The 24768-nt window shown below is 52.4% G+C and carries 19 protein-coding genes; 5 read left to right on the forward strand and 14 right to left on the reverse strand.

Annotated elements, in window-relative coordinates:
- The 4 genes from CKL79_RS00005 to CKL79_RS00020 all read left to right on the forward strand — a co-directional run.
- On the forward strand, positions 1-486 hold a 486-nt coding region (locus CKL79_RS00005; RefSeq protein ID WP_141242116.1), incomplete at its 5' end, for a transposase.
- A 200-nt stretch (positions 487-686) separates the two neighbouring features.
- Positions 687-2066, forward strand: a complete 1380-nt coding sequence (miaB, locus tag CKL79_RS00010; RefSeq protein ID WP_121967538.1) for a tRNA (N6-isopentenyl adenosine(37)-C2)-methylthiotransferase MiaB — start codon at positions 687-689, stop codon at positions 2064-2066.
- Between the two features lie 446 nt (positions 2067-2512).
- A complete protein-coding gene (locus tag CKL79_RS00015; protein ID WP_121967539.1) occupies positions 2513-3292 on the forward strand; it encodes a pentapeptide repeat-containing protein in 780 nt (259 codons plus the stop codon).
- A 126-nt stretch (positions 3293-3418) separates the two neighbouring features.
- A complete protein-coding gene (locus CKL79_RS00020; RefSeq protein WP_121967540.1) occupies positions 3419-4846 on the forward strand; it encodes an FAD-dependent oxidoreductase in 1428 nt (475 codons plus the stop codon).
- Here CKL79_RS00020 and CKL79_RS00025 read toward each other — a convergent pair whose 3' ends face one another.
- The 7 genes from CKL79_RS00025 to CKL79_RS00055 form a co-directional block, all read right to left on the reverse strand.
- Positions 4847-5671 (reverse strand): hypothetical protein, encoded by an 825-nt coding sequence (locus CKL79_RS00025; protein ID WP_121967541.1) that lies wholly within the window; start codon positions 5669-5671, stop codon positions 4847-4849.
- Positions 5661-8741 carry a type I restriction endonuclease gene (locus CKL79_RS00030; RefSeq protein WP_121967542.1) on the reverse strand — a complete coding sequence of 1027 codons (3081 nt, stop codon included), beginning with the start codon at positions 8739-8741 and terminating at the stop codon, positions 5661-5663. The genes CKL79_RS00025 and CKL79_RS00030 overlap by 11 nt, the downstream gene beginning before the upstream one ends.
- Positions 8738-9454, reverse strand: a complete 717-nt coding sequence (locus CKL79_RS00035; protein ID WP_121967543.1) for a retron system putative HNH endonuclease — start codon at positions 9452-9454, stop codon at positions 8738-8740. Before CKL79_RS00035 ends, CKL79_RS00030 begins: the two co-directional genes overlap by 4 nt.
- Positions 9429-10802 (reverse strand): AAA family ATPase, encoded by a 1374-nt coding sequence (locus CKL79_RS00040; protein ID WP_121967544.1) that lies wholly within the window; start codon positions 10800-10802, stop codon positions 9429-9431. The genes CKL79_RS00035 and CKL79_RS00040 overlap by 26 nt, the downstream gene beginning before the upstream one ends.
- Positions 10803-10804: 2 nt before the next feature.
- Positions 10805-12106 (reverse strand): restriction endonuclease subunit S, encoded by a 1302-nt coding sequence (locus CKL79_RS00045; RefSeq protein WP_121967545.1) that lies wholly within the window; start codon positions 12104-12106, stop codon positions 10805-10807.
- The gene (locus CKL79_RS00050; RefSeq protein WP_121967546.1) at positions 12103-14187 is read right to left on the reverse strand and encodes a class I SAM-dependent DNA methyltransferase; all 2085 of its coding nucleotides are present in this window, start codon (positions 14185-14187) and stop codon (positions 12103-12105) included. Before CKL79_RS00050 ends, CKL79_RS00045 begins: the two co-directional genes overlap by 4 nt.
- 102 nt (positions 14188-14289) lie before the next feature.
- A complete protein-coding gene (locus CKL79_RS00055) occupies positions 14290-14685 on the reverse strand; it encodes a hypothetical protein (RefSeq protein ID WP_240518563.1) in 396 nt (131 codons plus the stop codon).
- Between the two features lie 117 nt (positions 14686-14802).
- Here CKL79_RS00055 and CKL79_RS00060 point away from each other — a divergent pair, with 117 nt between their 5' ends.
- Positions 14803-15114 (forward strand): hypothetical protein, encoded by a 312-nt coding sequence (locus CKL79_RS00060; RefSeq protein WP_121967548.1) that lies wholly within the window; start codon positions 14803-14805, stop codon positions 15112-15114.
- A 391-nt stretch (positions 15115-15505) separates the two neighbouring features.
- On the opposite strand, the gene menH is transcribed toward CKL79_RS00060, so the two are convergent.
- The 7 genes from menH to rsmD all read right to left on the reverse strand — a co-directional run bounded on the left by menH (position 15506) and on the right by rsmD (position 24747).
- Positions 15506-16330 (reverse strand): 2-succinyl-6-hydroxy-2,4-cyclohexadiene-1-carboxylate synthase, encoded by an 825-nt coding sequence (gene menH / locus CKL79_RS00065; RefSeq protein ID WP_121967549.1) that lies wholly within the window; start codon positions 16328-16330, stop codon positions 15506-15508.
- A 3-nt stretch (positions 16331-16333) separates the two neighbouring features.
- On the reverse strand, positions 16334-18097 hold the full coding sequence (gene menD / locus CKL79_RS00070) for a 2-succinyl-5-enolpyruvyl-6-hydroxy-3-cyclohexene-1-carboxylic-acid synthase (RefSeq protein ID WP_121967550.1): 1764 nt from the start codon (positions 18095-18097) through the stop codon (positions 16334-16336).
- A gap of 5 nt (positions 18098-18102) precedes the next feature.
- Positions 18103-19524, reverse strand: a complete 1422-nt coding sequence (locus CKL79_RS00075) for an isochorismate synthase (protein WP_121967551.1) — start codon at positions 19522-19524, stop codon at positions 18103-18105.
- 309 nt (positions 19525-19833) lie between these two features.
- Positions 19834-20454: a Uma2 family endonuclease gene (locus CKL79_RS00080; RefSeq protein ID WP_121967552.1), complete on the reverse strand. Its 621-nt coding sequence runs from the start codon at positions 20452-20454 to the stop codon at positions 19834-19836.
- Positions 20455-20497: 43 nt separating this feature from the next.
- Complete coding sequence (locus CKL79_RS00085) at positions 20498-22255, reverse strand: diflavin flavoprotein (protein WP_121967553.1); 1758 nt, start codon at positions 22253-22255, stop codon at positions 20498-20500.
- A 20-nt stretch (positions 22256-22275) separates the two neighbouring features.
- Complete coding sequence (locus tag CKL79_RS00090) at positions 22276-24030, reverse strand: diflavin flavoprotein (protein ID WP_121967554.1); 1755 nt, start codon at positions 24028-24030, stop codon at positions 22276-22278.
- A 168-nt stretch (positions 24031-24198) separates the two neighbouring features.
- A complete protein-coding gene (gene rsmD / locus CKL79_RS00095; RefSeq protein ID WP_121967555.1) occupies positions 24199-24747 on the reverse strand; it encodes a 16S rRNA (guanine(966)-N(2))-methyltransferase RsmD in 549 nt (182 codons plus the stop codon).
- Positions 24748-24768: the final 21 nt, after the last annotated feature.

Consider the following 24768-nt stretch of genomic DNA (forward strand, 5'->3'; position numbering starts at 1 on the left):
TGTTTTACCTTCTGCTGCCGAATTCCCCGCTTTGGCAAGCTGCGTTTAGTGATTAGCTTTGAAACTGCACAGCTCACCGGGACTTACGCTGTGCTGCTGACCAATCGCGCTGACTGGTCAGCCAAACAGGTGCTCGCCAAATATTTACAAAGATGGCCGATAGAAACCTTTTATCGAGATGGAAAGCAATATCTCGGGCTTGATGAGTATCGGATGCGAACCTTTGAATCCATTCAAACCCATTGGACGTTGGTGTTCGTGGCTTACTCAATCTTGCACTTGGCTTGCTTGCCACCCCCGACAAAGGCTCCGGGCAAGCGCCCTACCCAGCTCACACAATCCATCGGGCAGGTCTGTCGCCAGCAATCGCAAGCGCTGATAGAAAAGCTAATCCTCTTTGCTCATGACTGTCTTGAACAGGGTGAATCGGCGTCGCAGGTGTTTGCCAAATTGTTTGACAAGCAGAATAAGGGGGTGCCTGCATGACTCGCTAGATAACGCCTCAATTATTTTTCTACCGTCAGAGCACAACACTCAAGTAGTTACATCCAATATTGACATTTGACATCAACCTTAGAATTGGAAGTTAGGATCTCGATCCCTGTAAATTGCTCAGCCCAATTTTCCCCTTCAGTGTCACAATGGAGTGTTGAAAAAACTTGTCCCCAACACCACTGCCCCTTACCATGAGCGAATCGCGCCGCTACCACGTCACCACCTTCGGCTGCCAGATGAATAAGGCAGACTCTGAGCGCATGGCAGGCATCCTCGAAAATATGGGCATGTCTTGGGAAGAAGACCCCCTAGCGGCAGACGTAGTGCTATACAACACCTGCACCATTCGCGATAGCGCCGAACAAAAGGTGTATTCGTACTTGGGCAAACAGGCCAAACGCAAGCGCAAAAATCCGAATCTGACGCTAGTGGTCGCAGGCTGTGTCGCTCAGCAGGAGGGCGAAAATTTACTACGACGGGTGCCCGAGCTAGATCTGGTGATGGGGCCGCAGCATGCTAACCAGCTAGAGAGTTTGCTGGCACAGGTAGACCAGGGCAATCAGGTGGTGGCGACTGAGCCGGTGCATATCATGGAAGACATTACCAAGCCGCGCCGCGATAGTCAGGTGACGGCTTGGGTAAATGTCATCTACGGCTGTAATGAGCGCTGCACTTACTGTGTGGTGCCTGGTGTGCGGGGAGTGGAGCAGTCGCGAACGCCAGCAGCCATTCGCGCTGAAATGGTAGAGCTAGGGCAGCAGGGCTACAAAGAAGTGACGCTGCTTGGCCAGAATATTGACGCCTATGGCCGCGATCTGCCAGGGATTACGCCCGAGGGCAGAAGAGAAAATACGCTGACTGATCTGCTGTACTTTGTTCACGATGTGCCAGGCATTGAGCGGATTCGCTTTGCGACGAGCCACCCGCGCTACTTTACCGAGCGATTGGTAAAAGCTTGCGCCGAGTTGCCCAAGGTGTGTGAGCATTTTCACATTCCCTTTCAGTCGGGCGATAATGAGGTGCTCAAGGCGATGGGCCGGGGCTATACCCACGAAAAATACCGGCGGATTATCGACACGGTGCGCCGCTACGTGCCCGATGCTTCGATTAGCGCGGATGCGATCGCTGCCTTCCCCGGCGAAACCGATGCCCAGTTTCAAAGCACCCTCAAGCTGATGGAAGACATCGTCTTCGACATGGTGAACACGGCAGCTTATTCCCCCCGGCCTGGGACGCCAGCGGCTGAGTGGGCCAATCAGCTCAATGAAGCGACCAAGCAGGACAGGTTGCAGCAGCTCAATCATTTAGTGTCACAGCAGGCGGAGGTGCGATCGCAGCGCTACTTAGGCCGCACCGAAACCGTCCTGGTAGAAGCCGTCAACCCTAGAGATCCAGCGCAGGTCATGGGCCGCACCCGAGGCAACCGGCTCACCTTCTTTCCCGGCGATATCAGCGCGCTCAAAGGGCAGATCGTTCCGGTTAGAATTACCGAAACACGGGCGTTTAGCTTAACAGGCGCTGTGCTAGAACAGGCAGCGATAAAAGAGCGTATCGGCGTCTCAGCCTGTTAAGCGGTGCGACTTATAGCGTTACCCAGATGCATTCGGGTAACGCGAGTCACTTGGTCTGTTGTTATGCAAAGGTTTTGCCTGCGTTGCTGTATTCAAGCCAAGTGACCAACGCTATAGATAAGAGATTCAGACGCTTCGAGAATTATTTTTAATAATCTTTCTGAAAGAAAGTTACTGGCCAGTATATCTAGTTGGACAGCAGGCTACTGAGCTAAGAGTTCATGAGCTAGCTAAAAGCAATCTGAGGTAGCTGCTCAGTCAGTAAACCTCTGATCACCTAAAAAATATTGAGAATTAGTCTCACTGGCAGGCACACAAACTGATTGCCAAAAATCGTATTGAAAGAAGGTTTCCTGCTTCAGGTTGCCACCTTGATCATAAGTTGAGTTCCTGGTTGAAAGTCACGCCTTTGTTAATGACCCAACCCTACAAGAGAGAACCTTCTGATGGATCGCTTGACCCTATTAAAAAACGGTATAGAAACTTGGAATAAGTGGCGATCACTTCATCCTAATGAGCCGTGCAATTTGGCCGGTCAAGACCTGAGCTATGGCTACTTTTTTGGTGGGAATTTTTGCCAGGTCGATTTAAGCGGCGCTAACCTGCGGCAGGCTTGTCTGATCAGCGCAGATTTTCGGGGCGCAGACCTAACAGGCGCAGACTTAACGGGGGCCTATCTGGCTGATGCGGTCTTTTACGGCGCTGACCTCAGCCATGCCAACCTGGGCGGCGCTAACCTGGATCGAGCTGATTTGCGGCGAGCCAACTTACTGGGCGTCCAACTTGCCAGAGCCGATATTCGCCTGGCTTATCTGCCCAACCCTAATATCGATCCCTTGGCTGATGAGGTGGTGCATTTGCTGGCACAGCGCAATCTATCAGCTCAGAGCGCCCCGACGCCCGAGCAAAAGACCTTTATAGAAGCCGTCCACAGGCGTCTACAAGTCTGGTTAAATTGGCGTGACCAGGAGGCGACTGACGAAGGCGATGTCAAGCAGGGAGAGCAGCCGGTTGATCTGCCTGCCTCATCTACAGATTCGCCTGTACCTATCCCTGACATGAGCCCGGCGATGAGAGTGCAAAAAAACAACGACGGCGAGGATGAAACCGATGCGATGCTGTACTCAAGCGCCAAGGGCGGGCTTTATCAAATGAACACGACGGGCTCAGCATGGATGAACGCCGCTGCAAACGGTTACTATCTCAGCCGTGGCTTGCGGCAGTAGCGATGCCCCTCATTAGACAGATTTTACTTTCCTCAGCAAATTCTATAGTTTTGTGAGCGAGCTCTAAGCAAAGATTCAGCTAGACGGCATACGCTTCAATCCAGAGCTTGCAAAAGAGGGAATGTAATGTCAGTAGACTATGATTTGGTCGTGATTGGTGGCGGTTCAGCCGGTTTAGTCGCGGCCAGTGCCGGAGCCCAAATTAACGCCAAAGTCGCCCTGATCGAAAAAGATCGGCTAGGGGGAGACTGTCTGCACTATGGCTGCGTGCCTAGTAAGTCGATAATCCACGCAGCGCAGATTGCCTACAATGTGAAAACGGCTTCGCGCTTTGGCATTTACACCAGCGAGCCTACCATCAAGTTTGAGGAAGCCTTGGGTCACGTCCATTCAGTCATTGACACCATTCAAGAACATGACTCGACTGAGCGCTTTGAGCAGCTCGGGGTAGAGGTCATTTATGGAGAGGGTCAGTTTGTTGACGAAAAGACATTTGCAGTCAATGGGCGTAAGCTCAAGTCGCGAGCTTTTTTAATCGCGACCGGATCACACCCGGCAGTACCGCCTATAGAAGGGTTAAAAGAGGCTGGCTTTTTGACTAATGAACAGATTTTTAGCATTAAATCGCGGCCCGAGGCGTTAGCGGTAATTGGCGCAGGGCCAATTGGCTGCGAGCTGAGTCAATCTTTCTCTCGGCTGGGCTCTCAGGTGACGCTAATCTCTAGCCGGGAAGTGATCATGCCCAAAGAAGATCCCGAAGCGGCCAAGGTCGTCCAGCGGCAAATAGCGTCGGAGGGCGTACGCATTATCTCTAACGCTCGGGCCGAAAAGGTAGAGACAATCGGCGACAAAAAACACGTTACCGCTGGCGACGAAAAGATTGTTGTCGATGAGATTTTGGTGGCGACCGGGCGATCGCCTAATGTCGGCTCGCTCAATCTGGAGGCCGCTGGCGTGGACTATGACAAAAAAGGGATCAAGGTCGATGAAAAGCTACGCACGACTAACAAGCGAATCTACGCAGCGGGCGATGTGATTGGCGGCTATCAGTTTACGCATGTGGCGGGCTATGAAGCGGGCGTGGCGATGCAAAATGCGCTGGTGTTCCCGACTAAAAAGGCCGATTACCGGGTGATTCCCTGGGCGACCTTTACTCAGCCGGAGCTGGCGCGGGTGGGTTTAACTGAAAAGCAGGCGCGCGATCGCTATGGCGATGATGTATACGTGCTCAAGCAAGGCTTTGACGGTGTAGACCGGGCGCTGGCAGAGGCAGCAGGCTATGGCTTTGCCAAATTTATCACCAAGGGCAATGGCGAAATCCTCGGGGCGCATATTGTCGGTATTCATGCGGGCGAACTGATTCACGAAGCGGTGCTAGCGATGAGCCAAAATCTCAACGTGAGCGCTCTACAGTGCATTCACGTATACCCCACCCTGAGCGAAATCAGCTCCAAAGCAGCGCTACAGCTCACCAAGCAAAAGTACGTCAAAAACACCTTCCTACAAAATCTATTGAAAAAGTTCTTTAACTGGCGGCGGTCGATTGCAGGGTAGCTAGTAGTCTCTCCCAATGGTGCGATCAAGCTGATCGAGCAGGGTATCTATGCGCCGTGCTTTCTTGGCGAGCTTGTCCATATCGGGCGGTTCTTCGGTAGCGCTTTGAGCAAGTTCAACGCTGGCCCGTACTAGGCTGAAAATGGGGCTGTAGAGAGCGGGTTGGCCGCTGCCGCCGCGCAGTTTTTTGGCGATACTGGTCATCTCATCGAGTAAGAGCGTCCAGTCCTGAGCTGCTTTGGCAGGTGCTTTTTTCGCCTTGGCAGAGTCGAATGAAGGATCGAGGGTTTCGATGATGGCATCGTTATCTTTGGCAATGAGATAAATCTCTTTGAGAGAGGACCGAATGCCGCTACCGAAAGAAACGTTGTAAAAGCCCAAAAGACCGTCGTGAACAATTCTGCCTTTAAACGGGAGTAGAACAGCTTGTGCGCACAAGGGTAGGTTGCGCCTGTCAATCATGTCAGATAGTTCGTCGCTCAGCCCTGAGATGCCGTAAACGTTTTCTTTGCTGTCTATGAAAATGCCGTGCTTTTTGAGCAGTCGCTCGACGTAGAATTTATCTTTAACAAAGGTTTTCCAGCCGCTGACAATCGCTAATTCTTCCTGAGTGAAGTCGGCTGGGTTCTCTTGAATAAACTGATCGATTAGCTCAGAGTGGTTAAAAAGGTAGTCTCTCACCTCTACTTTTTCTCTCATAGAGGTGGTGGTATAGGCAGCAAAGCTTTTGACTTTGGGCAAAACCTGACCCTGCTTCTGGGCATACCACTGGAGTTGCAGCGTCAGTTTCATGAACAGATCGACATCGGCGGGGCTAAGCTTCATGAGCGGATGGGGAGGTTTCGGTTGAGAGACGTTTGTAAACTTCTGAACTTAAATAGTCGGAGACGAGTTTTTGAAAGGCATTGTCGTTCATATACTGGGCAAAAATTGCTTCGTTTTGATCGACTCGCTCGACAAATAGAGATTGTAATACTTGCTTGAATAATAGGCCAAAGCTGTCTTGTGAATTGGCTTTGGCAGCTTGCTGCAGTTCTTCAGAATTTGTAGCGGTTTCTATGAGCTGGTCGAAGAAGAGCTGATCGGCCTGGTTGAAGTCAGCGCCGAAGCGGTCGTTGATGAGGTCTATGAGCTGGGAGAGCTGGACGGCGTTTTCTTTGACCATCGCGCTGCCGACTGCCTTGGGGCCATCCAGAGCATCGGCATAGCCTTGATTGAGGTCGATGGAGCCTTCGCTGATTTTTTGGAGGCGGTAGTACTCTAGCTGAACGTCGTCATCAAAGTTGTATTGGGGGGCGCTTGAGCGCTTGGGCAACTTAGCACTCAAGTGCCGCAAAAAGACATACTGTTTTTCTAAGTCAGAGTCTTGATAGGGAATGACCTGACTGAGGAAGGCATAGAGATTGCGAAAGGCGGTGAGCTGACCGCGCCAGAGAGTAGCTTCTGCTTCGTTTTCAGTTTGAAAGTCCACGAAGCGCTCTACCGCCGGATCTAGGGCCGCGTTCATGGCCTGATGGTCGGTAGGGCTTTGCTTTTGCTTGGGCTTAAAGTAGGTGATGCAAAAGCGTTCGATTTCTTCGGGGAGATGGATGCCTGCCTGGGTTAAGTCGGCGGCGAGCTGGTAGAGCTGATCGGGGCTAGCTTCTTCACCGATTTCAGCGCCTTCATAAAACTGTTTGAAAGCTTCGCGAATTTCTTCTCTATCATTTACAAAGTCAAGAACGAAGGTGTCTTCTTTGAGCGGGTGGGTGCGATTGAGCCGGGAGAGGGTTTGAACGGCTTGAATTCCGGCCAGGCGGCGATCAATATACATGCTGTGTAGCAGGGGCTGATCGAATCCGGTTTGATATTTTTCGGCGACGAGGAGTACCTGATAGCCGTCGGTGGCGAACTGGTCGGGGAGTTCTTTTTCACGAATGCCGTTGTTCATGGCGGTTTCGCTGTAGGTGACGCTGGAGAGTTTGTCGTCTTCGACGATGCCAGAGAAGGCGACCAGGGTTTTGATGGGATAGCCTTTTTCGCGGATGTATTTGTCGAAGCCTTGTTTGTAGCGGACGGCTTCCAGGCGGGAGCCCGTGACGACCATGGCTTTGGCTCTGCCGCCGATTTTGTGGCGGGTGACGGTGTTGAAGTGCTCGACGATGACTTCGGTCTTTTGGGCGATGTTGTGGGGGTGCAGGCGCATGAAGTTGACCAGGGCGCGGGCGGCGGCTTTGCGCTCTACGTTGGGGTCTTCGGCAGAGTTTTGCAGGAGTTTGTAGTAGGTTTTGTAGGTAACGTAGTTGCGAAGTACGTCCATGATGAAGCCTTCTTCGATGGCTTGGCGCATGGTGTATTGATAACGGTTTGTGCTGCCAAAGACTTTGAGGGTTTTGTGTTTGGGGGTGGCGGTGAAGGCGAAGAAACTGAGGTTGGCTTGATGCGACCGGGCTGCCATACTCCGAAAGAGTTCTTCCATATTTTCCTGCCCTTCTTCAGCGGCCTGCTGCTGCGCTTGGGCCTGAAGCTGTTCGCCGCCGAGGACGCTTTTTAGCTCGGTGGCGGTTTCGCCGGATTGGGAGCTGTGGGCTTCGTCGATGATGACGGCGCAGCGGCGGGTAGGCAGGAGACCGCTGCCCTGCTGCTGGCGTTCTTCGGCGAGCTGGAGGAGTTGGCGGGTGACGAAGGGAAATTTTTGTAGGGTAGTGATGATGATGGGGGTGGCGTTTTCGAGGGCTTGGGCGAGCTGTTTAGAGTCTTTGTCAATTTTTTGGACGACGCCCTGGGTATGGTCGAACTGGTAGATGGTGTTTTGCAGTTGCTGATCGAGGACGCGGCGGTCAGTGATAACGATGACGCTATCGAAGATGCGTTCGTCCTGGTCGGTGTGGAGGGAGGCGAGGCGGTGGGTGAGCCAGCCGATGGTGTTGCTTTTGCCGCTGCCTGCGGAGTGTTCGATCAGGTAGTTGTGGCCGGGGCCTTCGGCTTTAGCGGCTTGCTCCAGGGCGCGGACGGTTTGGAGCTGATGGTAGCGGGGGAAGATCAGGGTTTCTTTTTTGAATTTGCGGCCTGTGTCGTCGTGTTTTTCGTCGATTTGCAGATGCAGGAAGCGGGCGAGCAGGTCTAGGAAGCTGTCTCGCTGGAGGATGGTTTCCCAAAGGTAGGCGGTGCGGTAGGTGCGGCCTGCTGGGTCGGGCGGGTTACCGGCTCCACCGTCGTGGCCTTTGTTAAGCGGCAGAAAGTGGGTGGCGGGGCCTGCGAGGCGGGTGGTCATCCAGACGGTTTCGGTATCGGCGGCGAAATGGACGAGAGTGCGGTGTTTGAAGGTGAAGAGGGGGTCTCGGGGGTCGCGATCGTGCCTATACTGCTCAATCGCATCCTGCGCGGTAGATCCGGTCTGAGGATTCTTGAGTTCCAGGGTGACAAGCGGAATCCCGTTGAGACTGAGGGTAAGGTCGATGATGCCGTTTTTGGCCTGTGATCCTGCGTCGTAAGTGGCTTTTTTCGATTTTTTGGGGGCTTTGCGGTAGTGGAGCTGGCGGGTGACGGTGACCTGATTGGCCTGGTAGCTGGTTTCGAGATCCGCGTTGAGGCTATGGGCGGCTTTGAAGGTGGCGATCCGGAGGGTGCGGCCATAGCATTTGAAGCCGTGACGTAGGACGGTGAGACACCCGTAGGTGTCGAGCCATTTGCACAGGTCGGCGAGGATTTGGCTGGCGGTGTTGTTGCCAAGGAGGTTGTGCAGGCGTTCCCATTCTTTGGGTTGGGTTTGCTGAATGAAGCGGATGGCGGTGTCTGGGAAGAGGGATTTTTCGGGGTCGTATTGTTTGCTGGGTAGGGCGCTGTAGCCGTTGGCGAGCAGGTGAGCTTCGATGACGGATTCAAAGGCAGCTTCGGTATGGGAGGCTGCTTTCATTTTTCAGACCGCTTCGATTTTGATTGGTTCTTAGCTTTAGAGTCTCTAATATTTTCCAGCTTATCTACTCGCCGTTCTAAAACTTGCTTTAGTACAAAACAAAAGGGTTCTAGTCGGTTCCCTTCCTCGACTTTCAGCGATTTTAGTCGTTTTCGAGCCTCTTTCAGGGTAATTGTATTATTTCTACCAAGCGTTCCTTGAATACGAGCTTTACGTTCGCCTTTTAGATACCGATGATTGAGCCCTAATTGTTCGATAGTGGTTTCAGCCGCAAAATCATTTTTGTCAATAGCTCTCACTTCACCTGTCGCTCTATATTGAAAGCGAGTTTCGCTAGTTCGGTCTAGTGGTGAAACAAACAAAGGACTTTCCTCTTTACTAGGCCAGTGGTCTTTTTGCTCTGCGCCATAAGGTGTTTTACGTTTTGGGTTGGGTGCTGGGTAGCAGGCGACGACATTCCCGTAGGATACGGTTTCGTCTGGAGTGCAGTGTTTCTGAGGTTTGACGTGTTCGATATGGCATTTATTTTCATCAATACCAATGCCAGTATAAGCACAGAGCCAGCCTTGTTCTTTTAACAAGAGAACGACCAATGCAGTTATCACAGTTGAATCTTGGCGCAGAAGATCATAACCAAAGTTGATATCAGTGTTATATTTCGAGCGCCATTCAGTCAATTCACGAGGTTCACTCGTCTTCTGTATCCATCTCATCTGCAAGTGCCTCCATGTTGTTAATACTGGCTTCTAGCCGTATGGCTTCATCATCGTCACCGCGAATGGTATTGCGGTATGTCGCAAGATACTCTCGGGCAAGATCTAGTTCGCCGTCTTCAAGAGCGTCCTCAATATTATCAATTTGATCTTGTGCCTCAGGATTGCGTGAATCCGTGTCCATTATGTGCTCTAGGATCCAGCTAGAGTCAAGCCCAAATCCTTGTAGACCTTCTTGAACAACGTTGACATGTCCGTTTTTTCGATTCAACAAAATAATTCCGTTGGGATCCACTTCTCCAATTACCAATGGGGAATGAGTTGTCGCGATGAACTGACAATTCGGGAAAGTGTCGGTTAATCTTTTGACAATAGTGCGCTGCCAGCGAGGATGGAGATGTAACCCAATCTCATCAATTAGAACGACAGCTTCCCCCTCAAGTGGATTATCCAGTTCTGGATTGGCCTGTGATAGCCGACGTGCAAGGTCTAACACCAGCGCTAGCATACCGCGCTCGCCATCGGATAATTGGCGAACATCAAGCGTGATACCATCTTTGTTAATTAGCAGCGTAGTGTTTTCTATCGTTCTTTTACGACCTTCTTTGTCCTCAGAGACATAAGATTCTTTGTCTACTCTGACATCTGTACAGGTATCCAAAATAAGGGCAGTAGCTTCGCTTAAAACTTGCAAATGCCGTTTTGCAGTTTCGCTCTCTTCAGAAAGGCTTTTTTGGACAAGCCACCAGCTCGAAAACTCTGTAAGCATAAGGCTACGATGCTCTAAGGAATCTGCGAAGGCATTAGTTGGCTTACCTTTGCTGGTATTGGCTAATGAGCGGTAAGGTGAAAAATAGACGGCTAGCGGTTGCCGTTTTAGCCTTCTAGTGTTGGTTTTTAAGCTGCTAAGGCTGGGCGTTAGCTTTTGAATATCCTCGGCCTCGTAGCTATATCCAGACTCTCGCAGTCTTCTTTCTTCTATGCGCCTTTCCCTGCTCATATTTTGAATGTCTTTTTCGATATTTTCTTTAGATTCACTAACAGACCCAAACTTTGCTCTCGACTGTTGTACTAAGTAGCGAAAGTCAGTATCAAAGGCTTCAAATCTCAGCTCAGCAGACAACGTATTTTGGCTGACACTTATATCACTAGGTTCAAAGGTCAGCTTGCTTTTTCTAGCAGCGGTTATCTTCGGGAGGCATTGAGCTAGTAGAAACCTTAGCGTATCTAAAATTGTCGATTTGCCGACTCCGTTTACGCCTACGATCAGGTTAACGCCAGGTTGGAAGGCTAATTCGGCTTGTTCAAAAGCTCTTACGTGAGTGAGGATGAGGCGTTTGAGTTGCATAGCTAAGCGGCGATTTGAAGTTGGCCAGTGACAGCGGCAGAGATAAGGGATGTACGGCGTTCTTGGAGAAGGCCGATAGCACTCTCGGTAATCGAAAGAAGGCTATCCAATCGAGTCAAGGAGCTTTGTAGATATTGCAGTATCTCCATCTGAGTTTCATTAGAAGGTAGTATGACAGGCAATTCTTTGAGATTAGTGCCTGAGATTGAAGCAAGATTAGTACTTTGCTTTGCACGGGATTCAAAATAGGCTTTTGCAAAATTGGAGCTAGTGAAAGTTGTTAACCAATAGGGAGAAACACTATGGCACCTTACGGCAAAAACGTGGTTTTGATGTAGGCAGGGCTCAATCGAGCTATCCCAGACTGCCCCACGTCCTAGCTTGTCAGCATCGCCTCCCTCATTCATCAGAACGTCTTCTTTTTGTAAACTAAATGACTCTACCTCTTCAGGCAATACTTCTATGCTGGTTACACGCTTCAAGTCTAAATAACCGTCTTGAACATTGGCAACACGAAGGTATGGCACCTTTATGGTTTCCCGATTTCCTAGATTTCGACCTTTTGTAATACCTGTTTTTACTTCTGCAAGAAAATTCAGGCTCACAATTTCCCAATCTCTAGGAATTTCCCCTAACCACTCGATGCCCGAATCCTTCATGGGCACATCCCCCCTCACCCCACGGGTCACCGCCTGGGTAATCATCGCCCGCCGCTTTTCAGCCAGAAGGGTTAGCAAGCGTTGTTTGGCAGCAATGAGCGCATCCAGTTTAGCCGTCTCGCGATCAAGGTAATCAGCAATTTTGCGCTGCTGAGCTATTCCGGGTACAGAGACAAATTGAGACAGATATTCTTTAGCATCTAGATTTTGAATTCCGGTTGTTTGCTTGATATAGGGTATAACAGCTCTACTCGCCCATAAAGAATAGAACAGATAAGTTCCGAACCGCGAATATAAAGAGGCTTGACGCGGACGCAAAGCCTCTAGAAAATTTGAGCAGAGTGCAGGTTCGTTAAGATCAAACGATATTACGCGACCTACTGGCTGTTTTTCACCTCCCCCAGATCTCTCTAGAATAAGATCTCCCTTTTTTAACTGTCTTGAGTTGATTTCTTGCTCGCTATACTTCCGCCTAGTTAGGTTATTGACTTTATGACGTAGCTCGTGCGTCACAAAGTCAGCAGCCCGTATACATACGATACCCTCGTCATCATCCGCTTCTTCTCCCCATGCGCCGAGGGCTCTTTCAGAAAATAGAAACTTCAGCGGGATTTCATTCCAAGATGAGTTCTTTGCAATAATCATCCAATCACCTCCCGCAGCAAATGAATAATCTTTTCTTCTACCTCCCGCAAGTCCGCATCAATCTCCTCTAACGGACGGGGCGGCGTATACTCATAAAAATACCGATTAAAGTTAATCTCGTAGGCACTGCGAATCTTCTGCCCATCCGCCCAGGCATCCCCCACATGCGGCTCTACCTCCTCACAAAAATACCGCACCACCTCATCTTTAAGCTGCACATTCTCAAAATCTCGCAGCTTCGTATCCGGCTCATACATCCGCTCTAGCTTTCCATCCGCCGCCAGAAACCAGCCCCACACCCGCGCATCCGGCTCCCGCTTCGCCTTCCGCTCCTTTGCAATTACCGCCGCCGCCTCCGGCTCCTTCTCGGTAAACACATCCCGAAACAGCTTTTGCTCACTCTTTTTCCACTTACTTTCCCGCTGCTTCAACAGCCGCTGCATCAGCGCATCAAACTCATTCCAATCGGTTCTAGGCGACCTGCCCAACTGCTTATCTATCGCCTGCACATCGTCTAGCAAATGCGGCGCAGCATCTAAAAAATCGCTCTTACGCTCCAAAGACATTTCATACAGCAGCCGCAAAGGCCGCTCAATCGGCACCCGGTTATAGCCAAAGTCTTCATTGTCAAAGAGCTTACTTGTCTCCGTCTCCACAAACTTGCCATACTCCCGCACCGTAATCGCAATATCTTCTGCACCCATTTTGCGCCGCTTATCGCCCAAGCTACGCCGCATCGCCTGCCACCGCTCCCGCGCATCAATTAACTGAATCTTCCCTTTGCGATGCTTCTGCTTGCGGTTCGTCACTACCCACACATAGGTGCCAATCCCCGTGTTATAAAACATCTGCTCCGGCATCGCTACAATCGCCTCTAGCCAGTCATTCTCAATCACCCACTTACGAATCTCACTCTCACCGCTGCCCGCCCCGCCAGTAAACAATGGCGACCCATTAAACACAATCGCCAGCCGCGACCCATTCTTTTTTTGCTCCGGCGCATAGGGCTCAAACTTGCTAATCATATGCTGCAAAAACAACAGCGAGCCATCATTCACACGTGGCAACCCCGCCCCAAACCGCCCCGCAAACCCGCGCCGGTTATGCTCTAGCTTTACATCCTTATTCTGCTTTTTCCAATCCACCCCAAACGGCGGATTCGCAATCAAATAGTCAAAGCGGCCATTCGTCAGCGGGTCATCTGAGGGAAACTGATCGTCAGTCAGCGTATCGCCATAGCGGATGTCGCTCTTTTCGTTGCCCTTCATCAGCAGGTCGGAGGCCGCGATCGCATAAGCTCTCGGGTTAAAATCCTGCCCAAACACATAAAGATTCGCCTGCTTCTTGTCGCCATTGGGCCGACGCAAATAATTTTGAGCCTCTGCCAGCATCCCACCCGTACCACAGGCCGGATCTAGCATTTTACGAATCACCGGCTGGGTGAGAATATCGTCATCCGGGTCAAATAAAATATCTACCATCAGCTCAATCACTTCACGCGGGGTAAAGTGATCGCCTGCCGTCTCATTCGCTGCCTCGTTGAAGCGTCGAATGAGATTTTCAAACAGCGACCCCATTTGACCGTTGCCTACCGCATTAGGGTGCAGGTCAATATCACAAAACTTAGAGACCACCAAATAGAGAATATTGGCCTCTCGCATTTTCTCGATTTCAGCGGTGAACTCAAACCGCTCAAAAATCTCTCTAACATTCTGAGAAAAGCCGTTGATATAGTCCGTCAGATGCCGATCAATATTATTCGGGTCGCCCTTTAACCCGCCCTTGCGTTTCCCAGCGCTGCCATCTTCACTCCCTTCAAAACTAAAAGGCGAATGATTGTGAAATCGCTGACCCGCAATGCTATTCAGCACCGGATCTAAAATAGACTCAGCGGTTTGCTTGTTTTTACGCCTTTCGTATTCTGCCAGCACCTGCGCCTTAGTCGGAGCCAGCACACAGTCAAACCGGCGCAGCACCGTCATCGGCAGCATCACCCGCTCATACTGCGGAGGACGATACGGCCCGCGCAGCAGGTCGGCAATTTGCCAAATAAAATTTTCGAGCTGCTGCTGATCGGCCATAAATGTCTCTATAAGCCCTTTGGCAAATTTACATTTTACAGAATAAAGGTGCCTCTTAATGTAGAGCAGTTGACCATTCCATGGAATATTCCGTTCACAATCTTAATCGTCCCATTGCTTTGCCAGCGGCTCGATCTGAGCATCTGCATCAATTTCAATGATAGCGATGTCCGCATTCTCGACCACCGTATTGCCCATGATGGTATTCTGCAACGCTTCAAACTTTGAAATTTCCTCAGCTCGCCGCTCGTAGTGCAATATCACGTGGTAGTGCTTAGCGATCGCCTCCCCCGCTGCCGACTGCTCCACTGCATCCCAGTCTAAATTTTGCTGCGCTTCGGCTGCCTGGCGGTAATGGCTAGCTAGCTGTTCTAGGGCGATGGCGATCGCATGTTTCTCTGTTTGCCCTTCACAGCGAATCGCCTCCTGAGCGAGATCATCCAGCGTCAGTCGCAGCTCGCAAACGTGCCGCCCGTCGCGATTCGTCGATGTATTCACTGAGATGTTTCCGGTGCTTGGATTAGGACGCCATTTAAATTATTTGTTACACGTCGACTCAAAACCCGTATGAGTCTTACACTTTGATCCTATAGCGGGTCGGCGGGCGCTGTCTATATGGCTGCAATTATCCCTCACTTGATGGCGATCGCTGAGCAACTCCGCTTAGCGATCGTGAGTACTGCTCACCTGTGGATACCGATTGTTATGGCGCTGATCGGCCTAAAGCTGACTGGCCAGCGCTGCTTTCGTCAGCGTTGGGGACGGCGGATTAAGTGGTTGCCTCATCCCAAAAATCGCATTGGCACGCTGCTCTACTTTCACGGCGCGGATCTCAATATTGGCTTTAATGTCGCTCAGGCTTTTTGGCTCAGACAGCTGGGCTTTAGCGTTTTGCTAGCGGAGTATCGGGGCTATGGCCTGAGTTGAAGGCGGCTTTTCCTCAGAAGCCTCGCTGTATGGAGATGCTGAGGCAAGGCTGACTTACCTCACGCAGGAGCGCGGTATCCAGCCAGAGGAGATTTTTGTGTATGGGCATTCGCTTGGGGGAGCGATCGCCATCGATCTGGCTGCCCCCCCAACCTGGCCGGAATCATCGTCCAGAATTCGTTTACCTCAATGGCAGACAGGGTAAGCTGAAGCACTAAAACACCGCTATCTGCAGAGCTATCGGTTAATCCAGGTAACCAACCTAATCTAGTTCAGCGTTGGGCGATTTATCAACAAATGCAATATCCACAGTGCCGTCAATACGTGCCGCCAATACAGAGATGAACGGTTTTATCTGTACAGAGTGCGCGTTCGCTAGCCTTTCTGGCATCTACCAAGGTTTTTGTAGAAAATTAGAAACTATCTGAGAGTAGGTGTTTGGCGCTTCTCTATGAATGTTATGACCGCACTCGCAGGCTTTAAGAACAGCCTGTGTTGCTCTATTTCGTTGGTAGTGAGCAAGCATACTACGGTTGATAATGGCAAACTTATGATCTAGTGTGCCGACCAGCAGCAAAAGGGGGCTACTGATATGGGAGAGCTGGTGCCAAAGTGAGGGCTGTCGTCCGGTGCTGAAACCACGTAGCGCATAAGATAGTTCGATAGGATCATTGGCTTGACGGCATCGGAGCATAACCTCGTAGTGCTCTGGAAAATTTTTGAGACTTAGGAAGAGAGGGTTGGTGTACCACTGCGTTAAGAAGTCAGAGAGAGACATCGTTTCTAGCTGGTGGGCGATCGCCTCGTCCTTCTTCACTCGCTGTCGGCGTTCTGCAGCCGTTTTCAGCCCCGGCGAAGCTGATTCTAAAACCACCCGCCTGAAGCGCTCGGGAAAATGACAGACCAGGTACAGTGCCAACCGTCCCCCCATCGAATAGCCCAACAAATGGGTTCGAGTAATACTGAGGTGATCGAGTAGGCTCAAGAGAGTTTTAGTCGTTGTCGGAAAGGTATAGCTGCCAGGGGCTGTCAGCGTTTGGCCGTGGCCGGGTAGATCGGGTGTGATGCAATAGAAGTGTTCGGAGAGCGCGGGTAAAGTCGCAGCGAAATCCAGGTGGCTACCGAGAAATCCATGCAGGATTAAAAGGGGCGGATCTGTGGCCTTTCCGGCAGTCGTATAATAGAGGGTATGGTTTTCAGTCGTGAGACGGGGCATGACTTAGAGTGAATTTAGGAGTGAATTTAGCAGCGACTTTCTCTGATGGGCGCTTTGCTTGCGATCGCACCTAACTTCAATAACTCGAATGCCCTGTTTGGGTAAAATCCGAATGCAGTCTACAAAGTCTTCGGCCTGGCTAACGAGCCGATATGCGATGCCATATGTTTGACACAGGAGAGAGAAATCTACCGGCTGCGGCGTGACAAAGTATTTCTCAAACTCGGGCTCAAACTGCGAAATTGGCAGCGTTTCAAAGATGCCGCCGCCCTGATTGTTGATCAATACAATGGTCAGGTGGCTCTCTAACTGAGCGGCATTGAGAAAACCATTGGTATCGTGAAGCAGAGCCAGATCGCCGGTGAGCAGGACTGCCGGGCCGTTACGATGGGCGAATCCCATCGCGGTAGACAGCGTTCCGTCGATACCGTTTGCGCCCCGGCTGAAGACAGGTTGAATGTGGCGATCGCCCGGACGCCAGAAGTATTCAATATCACGCACGGGCATACTGTTCGCAATCACGAGCGGGGTATAGGCAGGCAGGTATTGTGAGAGCAGCCAAACAACATTGCTTTCAACTAAGGCCGGTTCACTGGCTAGCCGGTTATCAAGTGTCTCGCGGATAGTCTTTTCGTAGGCTAGCCAGCGCTCACAGTAAGGATTGAGAGACTCGGGCTGAGGCCGATTGCGCGCTAGGGTAGACAGCGTCTCGATATCTGTTGTCCAGAAGTGCGTAGGGCCATGAAGTGGGTCGAGGTTGCGCTGTGAACCGATGACCCAGCGCTGAGGCTGTGTTGCCTGTAGCCACCGACGTAGCACAGCGCTAGTTGGTAAAGGCCCGAGCTGAATCACCTGTTGAGGCACTAAAGCCTCTGCCCGCGCTGGATTTCTAAGGATGATGTCGTAAGTGGAGATCAGAGCAGCATTCAGACTGCTGTAGTTGCGTAAAGGAGAGAGCCCTTCTGCTAAAACCGGCCAGCCTAATAGGTTAGAGAGATCGTTAACGGCTTCGCAATATTCCTGCGGATTTTTAGGGGTAGCTGGGCCAGCAATAATAATTCCTTGCGAGTCTTGTTGCCAGCCCAGCAAAGAGAGATAGGGCGTTTGTTCAATGGCGGCGGTCGGCGGCGTCACGGATGCAAAGAACCGAGCTGAATCAAAGGTGTTGACAAGGTCGGTTGTTTTGCCATCGGGTAGCGGGGCGAGTGGGTCGCGAAAGGGGCAGTTAAAGTGAATCGGGCCTGCTGGGGATGCGATCGCCTGTCCCCAAGCACTGACTAACGTCTGCCGCAGGTAGGCCAGCATCCTTTCATCGGCAGCGGGCACGGCTAGCTCACTGTAGCGCTTTGTAAAGCTGCCAAAGAGCTTCTGCTGATCAATTGTCTGCCCGGAGGCGCAGTCTCTCATCTCGGGCGGGCGGTCGGCGGTAAATATCAGCAGGGGGACGCTGCTTTCGTAGGCTTCAATAATGGCGGGATAGAAATTGGCGGCGGCACTGCCGGAGGTGCAAACCAGCGCCACCGGGCAAAACTGACGCTTAGCACAGCCCAACGCAAAAAAGGCGGCAGAGCGCTCATCTAAAATGGGCAGCGTTTCGATAGCCGGGTGACGGGCCAGGGCAAACGTCAGCGGCGTAGACCGAGAGCCGGGGCAGACGATGGCGGTTTGCAGGCCCAACCGGGCCAGCGTTTCAGCGGCGACCGAGGCCCACAGGCTGTTGGTATTGCGAAAATCGATCTGAGAGTTAGGCTGAGAACCTGTTGACATTGCCTCTAAACCAGTGCGCTGAGCAGCGTCTGCAATTTTAGCTTGATTTCTGCTAGCTCTTTGGCCGGTTCTGAGCCCGCGACAATGCCAGCGCCGGCGTAAAGTCTGGCCTGGCAGCCGTTGATTAAGGCGGAGCGAATGCCGACGACAAATTCGCTGTTGCCCTGGGTGTCGATCCAGCCGATGGGCGCGGCGTAGAGGCTGCGGTCGAAGGTTTCATGATGGCGGATGAACTGGCAGGCAGCCTGACGCGGCACACCGGCTACGGCGGGCGTGGGGTGCAGCTTGGCTAGAATATCTAAGGGGGGGACGGTCTGCGGACTTAAGACGGCGCTGATTTGCGTGTGCAGGTGCTGAATGTGACGGAGCTGCAGCAGCTTGGGGGTTGCCGTATAGTGTGGATTAAGGCCGAGCGATCGCAACTGCTGCACAATAAATTCAACCACTACCTGGTGCTCATAGCGTTCTTTTTCGCTATTTAAAAGGGTCTGAGCCAGCTGGATATCGATTCCGGGAGTTTGGCTGCGAGAGGCCGAGCCTGCTAGCGCGTCGGTTGTGAGTTGCCCATTGGCAATGCTGAGCAGCCGTTCGGGGCTCGCACCGATGAAGGACTGGCCGCGACCATTCCCAACTGAGAACACAGTGCAGTCAGGGTGGTTTTGCCGAAGGGCTTGGAGCGATCGCCCCACATTCACCGGCTGCGGCGCGACCACATCCATCACATCGGCTAGCACGACCTTGTGTAGCTTGCCGCTATGCACCTGCTGCAAAGCTGCCGTCACCGCCCGCTCAAAATCGGCAACGCCTTTAGTCACACACTGGTTGACCGGATGAGGAATACTGTCCTGCTTGGAATCAGCAGCCGTTAGCTGCTGTAGCTGCCGGTAAATCTGCGCCGTTGTCCTATCCAAGTCAGTCGCTGCCATCATCAGACAGTTAAACGTCACTGTAGAGCCGTCTGCCCGCGTCGTCACCTGTACCTCAGGCACAAAGACATAAGCGGGTTCAAAATGAGCCGAATCTGCATTTGGCTCAGCCATCTCTGTTGCCGCTTTTGCAAAGAAGGTGGCGCTACAGAAAAAGCGGCCTTTGGGCGACTGAACTGAGTCAGCATAGATAAACCGACGCTGCCAGAGATGCACAAACGCCTGCGCCTGCTCAAACCGCAGCGGGCCAGATGACACGCAGTCTACCGCTGCGCCTAACCCCACCGTTGCGGGTGCCTTAGGCGAATCATAATAAAAGTAACGGGGGTGCGCCGCGCCCAATATTGCCAGCACAGCCCAGGGGACAACCGCTGCGATCTCAAACGTCAGGCTAGCAATCTTAGCGTGATCTGCCTGGACAGCTTGCCGCTGGCAGTGCTTTAAGAATCTCAGAGTCTCTGTCGTGGTGAATAGGTCAGATTCGTGCTGAAGAGCTGGCATGAAGATGGTGATGACAGGCGATCGCTCAATTTTCCCATGCTAGTTACCGATGTCAAACTGATCGGTTTCCCACAAAAAGGCTTGACTGCTACAGTGCTTTGCTTTGATCCCTATTCTACGGTGGCGCGTTCTTGCACCCAGCGTTTTATCAGGGGAATGTCAAACCCGTAGCGACTGTTGCCAGCTCTTAGCATATGGTAACCGGTGCAGGGCTGCTTTTATGAGTTCGTAAGGGGGGCGATCGCGGGGGGATAAGTCTGCGGTTTGACTCTCGTACAGCAGTTCGATATCTCCTTGGGGAAGCGTACTCTACAGATCTTCTTCAGAGAATATTTTTTTGGCTGTCAGCGTTGCCTTCGGGAATGCCGCCGACTGAATAGCCGTGTCGCCCTGATAGCAAGCTTCCACATAGTAATCGCCTGCCAAAGTTAGGACAGTCACTTGCTGCCGGTGGCGATCAACAATCCAATACTCAGGGATCTTTCTTGCTTCGTACTGTGCCCTTTTATCGATATAATCTTCATCAGCATTGGACTCACTGACGCATTCAACTACCAAAACCGGATTGTGATGGTCTAGAGAGAGTGCATTGTAGTCGTTATAAATTTGCGCTCTCCCCTCAGGCGTCAGCACCATTAGATCGGGTATTCGGCTTTGTCTGCGCACTGGCTTCTCTTGACCATTCGCAAGCGTCACGGCCATCGGCGTCACCTGAATAGCGGTAGAATTGAGCCTCAATAAGCGCCAATACACGAACTGCTTTAGGTATTCGAATAGTGCCAGCGCCAGCTCAATATTAAGATTGTTCTCACCAGGCAACTCAATCAACTCTCCAGTATCCAACAGTTCATAGCGTCGCCCTGACCCATCATCGTAGGCCAAGTATTCCTCAAAGGTGAGGGGTTTAGCTGGTGTATAGACCGAAGACATCTTTTCACCTCACTCAACGGCACGCTTTGCACGATTATAGCGGTTAGTAGTGGGTGCCGGTTTTGCGATGGTGGACGGCGGTTTTGGCGCTGTTGTCGATGACTTCGCCGCCGCTGACGGTAGCGTATATGACCCAGTGGTCGCCGCAGTCCATACGGTTTTTGACTTCGCATTCGAGGTAGGCGATCGCCCCTTCCAAGACAATCTGCCCATCTTCCGTTTCTCTCGTCTCAACGCCTTTAAACCGATCTTCTCCCGGTGCAAAAGGCTTCAAGAAGTGCTTCATTGGCCCTAAGTGCTTGCCTTCTGCCAGGATATTTAGCGCAAAGTGAGAGCCCGAATACATGAGTCCTTCAATGGCGCGATCTTTGGCAACGGCCACCGTAAAGCCTGGGGGCGTAAAGGTTGCTTGGGCCACCCAGGAAGCCAGCATTGCCCCGCTGATCTCACCCTGTTTTGCGGTGACAATGCACATGGAGCCGACTAGCCGCCCGATCGCTTTCTCCACTGACGAGGCCGCAACGCGCGGAGCCCTGGTCTTTTTAGCTTTCTTGAGCTGCTGGGCAAAGTCCGTCCCGGCCTGCTCACATTCCTGCAAGGTGCGGGCATCGGGGGTGAATTTTACCCGAATGGGGTCGAAGCCAAAGCTGTAGCCCGCGTCTGTAAATTTGCTTTCTAGCAGGTCAATGGCTTCGCCGCTCCAGCCAAAGGAGCCAAAAACGCCTGCCAGCTTGGTTTTACTGGCGGCGGAGAGAACCACGCCTAGCGCCGTTTGAATTTGGGTGGGGGCATGGCCGCCGAGCGTGGGTGAGCCCATGATGAAACCGGCAGATTTTTCAGCGGCAGCTTGGATTTCGGCAGTGTCGCTTTGCTCAGCGTTGATTGAGTGGACGCCGACGCCTGCTTTGGTGATGCCACGGGCGATCGCCTGCGCAATCGTCGCCGTATTTCCGTAGGCCGAGGCGTAAATCAGCGCAACTGAGAGATCTTTGCCTTTCTGCTGAGCTGCCCACTGGTGATACTTCTTCGTAAGGTCAGTCACCCCGTAGCGCACTAAAGGGCCGTGACCTGTCGCATACAGCCGGGGCACATACTCACCGAGCTTTTCCAAGGCAGTTTCTACCTGGCGGGCGCTAGGGGCCATCAGGCAGTCGAAGTAATAGCGCTGGTCTTCTAGCAGGGTTTCGCGGTGGAGATCGTAGGCATCTTCACTGCAAAGGTGTGCGCCGAAAAATTTGTCGCTGTATAGAACCTCAGTCGCGCTGTCGTAGGTGCACATGCCATCCGGCCAGCGCGGAGTCGGGGTGAGAATGAATTGCAGGTGGTGGCGCTGCCCTAAGTCCAGGTCGGCTTCAGTTCCGCCTTTGACTGGCTGGGTGGGGTGGTCGATATTGGCGGATTGGAGGGCGATCGCCGCTGGGTTAGAACAGACAATCACCGCCTGCGGCGTCAGGGGCAGCAGAGCTTTGAGCGTTTCTATCCGGTTGGAATTGGTGTGGCCCAAAACGATGTAGTCGATTTCTGCCGGATCGATTTCTGCCTTGAGCGCTGCTAGAAATGCTTCGGTAAAGGAGCCGCCGGGCGGATCTAGCAGGGCAACGCGGTTGCCGCGAATCAGGTAGGTATTGGCAGTGGTACCTTTTTCCAGGGCGTATTCGATTTCAAAGCGCAGGCGATCCCAGGAGCGCGATCGCAGTGCCGTCGTATCCGCCGCAATGGGCAGTACTTGCACATCTCTACGGCCCGAGTCAGCAGGCTTTTGCTCAGCAGAGGACTGAGTGGCTGGGGTTTGAGCAGTCATTGTTGTGTCCTCTCTTTTGCTTAGTAGTAGTTGCCAACTTTGCGATGGTGAACCGCCGTTTGCGCGTCTTCTTTGGCGACTTTGCCATTGTCTACAGTGCAGTACACCAGCCAGTGATCGCTTAGCTCCATGCGGCTGGCGACTTCACACTCCAGATAGGCCAGAGAATCTGCCAGAATGGGCGATTTGTTGTTTGCTGGACGAGTGCGCACGCCCGCAAATCTGTCCGCACCGGGCGGAAAGCGCTTGAGGAAATGCTTCATCAGCGGCAGGTGATTGCCTTCTTCTAAAATGTTCAGCACAAAAGTATCGCCGACCTGCATCAGCGATTCGATCGCCCGGTCTTTGGCGACGGCGATGGTAAAGCCCAGTGGTTCAAAGCTCGCCTGCGTAATCCAGGAGGCTAACATTGCTGACTGTACGTCGCCCTTGGTCGCGGTGATAATGTATAGCCCGCTGCTGATGCGGCCCAGTGCCTTTTGCAGGTCAGCGTCGAGCGCCTTGATTTTCTTGATTTTTTTGGTCTGCGCCAGCTCTTGGCCTAAGTCAGTGCCGGTTTCTTCGCAAAGCTGATAAGTCGCTTCACTGGGCGTGTCTTTAATCCGAATCGGATCGAAGGCGACTTTTAGCTCCAGGTCTTGCAGCTTGGTATGCAGCGGGTCAATCGGCTCGTCGTCACCGCCGTAGGATTCAAACAGACCAAATGTCTTTTTACTGCCGACGCCTGCCAGGATTGTGCCCAGAGCAGCGCGGGTTTCTTCGGAGGCTCTGCCGGTGGAAGGCGGCATACCGATGATGACGCCAGTTGAGCGGCTGACAATCTCGTTCACGTCTTGAGTGTCCGCAGAGCGCATGTCTACCATTTCCACACCGACGCCGGTTTTGGTGATGCCTCGGGCGATCGCTTGAGAAATGCGATCGCTATACCCATAGTCAGACACATAAAACACCGCTATCTGCGTTTCGGCGTCACTCTTTTGCTGGCTCCACTCGCGGTAGCGCCCGGTCAGCTCAGCGACGTTGTGGCGCAGCAGCGGGCCGTGACCGGTGGCGATGGTCTCAATCTCGCCATCGATCTTATCCATCCGCTTCATGGCAGAAATCACCGAGCGGGCGTTGGGGGCCATCAGGCATTCGTAATAAAAGCGAAAGTCAGGGGAGAGCGCCTCTAAGTCTTCGTCAAAAAGATCGTCTTTGCAGAAGTGTGCGCCAAAGGCATCGCAGGTGTAGAGAATGCCGGTTTTGTGGTCGTAGGTGAAAATGGTGTCGGGCCAGTGCAGGTTGGGCGCGTTGGTAAATTCGAGGACGTGACCGTTGCCCAAGTCCAAAGTTTCGCCGCTTTTGATGACCTGACGCTCAAAGGGAGTGTGGAGGAGGTCTTCGAGGAAGGCGATCGCTACTTTCGCACCGACCACTACCGCATTAGGAGCCAGCGCCAGCACGTCTTTAATCAGGCCGCTGTGGTCGGGCTCGGTGTGGCTAACCACAATGTAGTCAATCGTCGCCGGGTCGATTTCACCTTTGAGCGTATCCATGTACAGCTCACGAAATTTGGCGTGGGAGGTGTCTACCAGCGCCGTTTTTTCGCCGTGAATGATGAAGGAATTGTAGGTGGTGCCGTTTTGCAAGCCAAATTCGATGTCGAAGCGATCGCGATCCCAGTCGAGCGAACGAATCGCTGTCGTCTCTTCTGCAATGGTGGCAACCTGCATAGACAGGCGCTTTTGGCTGGGTTCTTGACCAGATGTTTTGGTTTGGGTAGCGGCGGCAACCATGGCGAATCTCCTATTTCTGTGGCCCGCATGGCCTACCAGATCCCTGGCCAGCTAACACGAGCAGTCTTTAAAGTGAGTTTAGCAACAAAAGTGTTGCTTTATTCATATTGTGCCGCAACTTAGCGATTTCAGCCGCCTTTTATTAGTTACAAATACTTATCGAACCGATTAAGCCACCCGCCGCAAGAACACTAGAGAAGTGCTGCCGTAGCGTTTTTCTTTAACGATTTCTAAGTTCTCAGGCAGATTGCGAGGTTGCCAGTGGGCTGCGCTGTATTCAATGGCGGCTTCTGCGCGATCGCTCAAACAGTCTGCTAGCTGAGCAATTACTGGCCCATACAGCTCGCCTGCATAAGGCGGATCAAAGTAGACGCAGTCAAATAGCGAGCCTGTTTCTGCAAGCTGCTTCATCTGCCGGACAACATCGCCCTGTATAACCTGCAAGCGCTGCTCCGGCTTTGCTACCTTCTGCCAGTTTTGGCGCACTATCTGGCAGGCCGCACCGGACTTCTCGATACCGACCACTTCTGCCGCGCCCCGGCACAGCGCCTCAGCGCCCATCGCCCCGCTGCCCGCACACAAGTCCAGCCAGCGACAGCCCGAAACCCGCCCCTGCCAAATATTAAACAGCGCTTCTCTCACCCGTGATGAGGTGGGCCGAGTAGCCTCGCCAGGCAGCGTCTTAATTTCTCGGTTGCCATAAATGCGGACGGGCATAAGTCACTAAAATCCTCGTAT

The sequence above is a fragment of the Leptolyngbya sp. BC1307 genome, assembly GCF_002286735.1.
In the GTDB taxonomy this organism is placed as follows: Bacteria; Cyanobacteriota; Cyanobacteriia; order Phormidesmidales; family Phormidesmidaceae; genus Phormidesmis.

Excerpts from the sequence above, each read along its gene's own strand:
- miaB (WP_121967538.1), top strand. The coding sequence starts at position 687 with ATGAGCGAATCGCGCCGCTACCACGTCACCACCTTCGGCTGCCAGATG.
- CKL79_RS00015 (WP_121967539.1), top strand. The coding sequence starts at position 2,513 with ATGGATCGCTTGACCCTATTAAAAAACGGTATAGAAACTTGGAATAAG.
- CKL79_RS00020 (WP_121967540.1), top strand. The coding sequence starts at position 3,419 with ATGTCAGTAGACTATGATTTGGTCGTGATTGGTGGCGGTTCAGCCGGT.
- CKL79_RS00025 (WP_121967541.1), bottom strand. The coding sequence starts at position 5,671 with ATGAAGCTTAGCCCCGCCGATGTCGATCTGTTCATGAAACTGACGCTG.
- CKL79_RS00030 (WP_121967542.1), bottom strand. The coding sequence starts at position 8,741 with ATGAAAGCAGCCTCCCATACCGAAGCTGCCTTTGAATCCGTCATCGAA.
- CKL79_RS00035 (WP_121967543.1), bottom strand. The coding sequence starts at position 9,454 with ATGAGATGGATACAGAAGACGAGTGAACCTCGTGAATTGACTGAATGG.
- CKL79_RS00040 (WP_121967544.1), bottom strand. The coding sequence starts at position 10,802 with ATGCAACTCAAACGCCTCATCCTCACTCACGTAAGAGCTTTTGAACAA.
- CKL79_RS00045 (WP_121967545.1), bottom strand. The coding sequence starts at position 12,106 with ATGATTATTGCAAAGAACTCATCTTGGAATGAAATCCCGCTGAAGTTT.
- CKL79_RS00050 (WP_121967546.1), bottom strand. The coding sequence starts at position 14,187 with ATGGCCGATCAGCAGCAGCTCGAAAATTTTATTTGGCAAATTGCCGAC.
- CKL79_RS00060 (WP_121967548.1), top strand. The coding sequence starts at position 14,803 with ATGGCTGCAATTATCCCTCACTTGATGGCGATCGCTGAGCAACTCCGC.
- menH (WP_121967549.1), bottom strand. The coding sequence starts at position 16,330 with ATGCCCCGTCTCACGACTGAAAACCATACCCTCTATTATACGACTGCC.
- menD (WP_121967550.1), bottom strand. The coding sequence starts at position 18,097 with ATGTCAACAGGTTCTCAGCCTAACTCTCAGATCGATTTTCGCAATACC.
- CKL79_RS00075 (WP_121967551.1), bottom strand. The coding sequence starts at position 19,524 with ATGCCAGCTCTTCAGCACGAATCTGACCTATTCACCACGACAGAGACT.
- CKL79_RS00080 (WP_121967552.1), bottom strand. The coding sequence starts at position 20,454 with ATGTCTTCGGTCTATACACCAGCTAAACCCCTCACCTTTGAGGAATAC.
- CKL79_RS00085 (WP_121967553.1), bottom strand. The coding sequence starts at position 22,255 with ATGACTGCTCAAACCCCAGCCACTCAGTCCTCTGCTGAGCAAAAGCCT.
- CKL79_RS00090 (WP_121967554.1), bottom strand. The coding sequence starts at position 24,030 with ATGGTTGCCGCCGCTACCCAAACCAAAACATCTGGTCAAGAACCCAGC.
- rsmD (WP_121967555.1), bottom strand. The coding sequence starts at position 24,747 with ATGCCCGTCCGCATTTATGGCAACCGAGAAATTAAGACGCTGCCTGGC.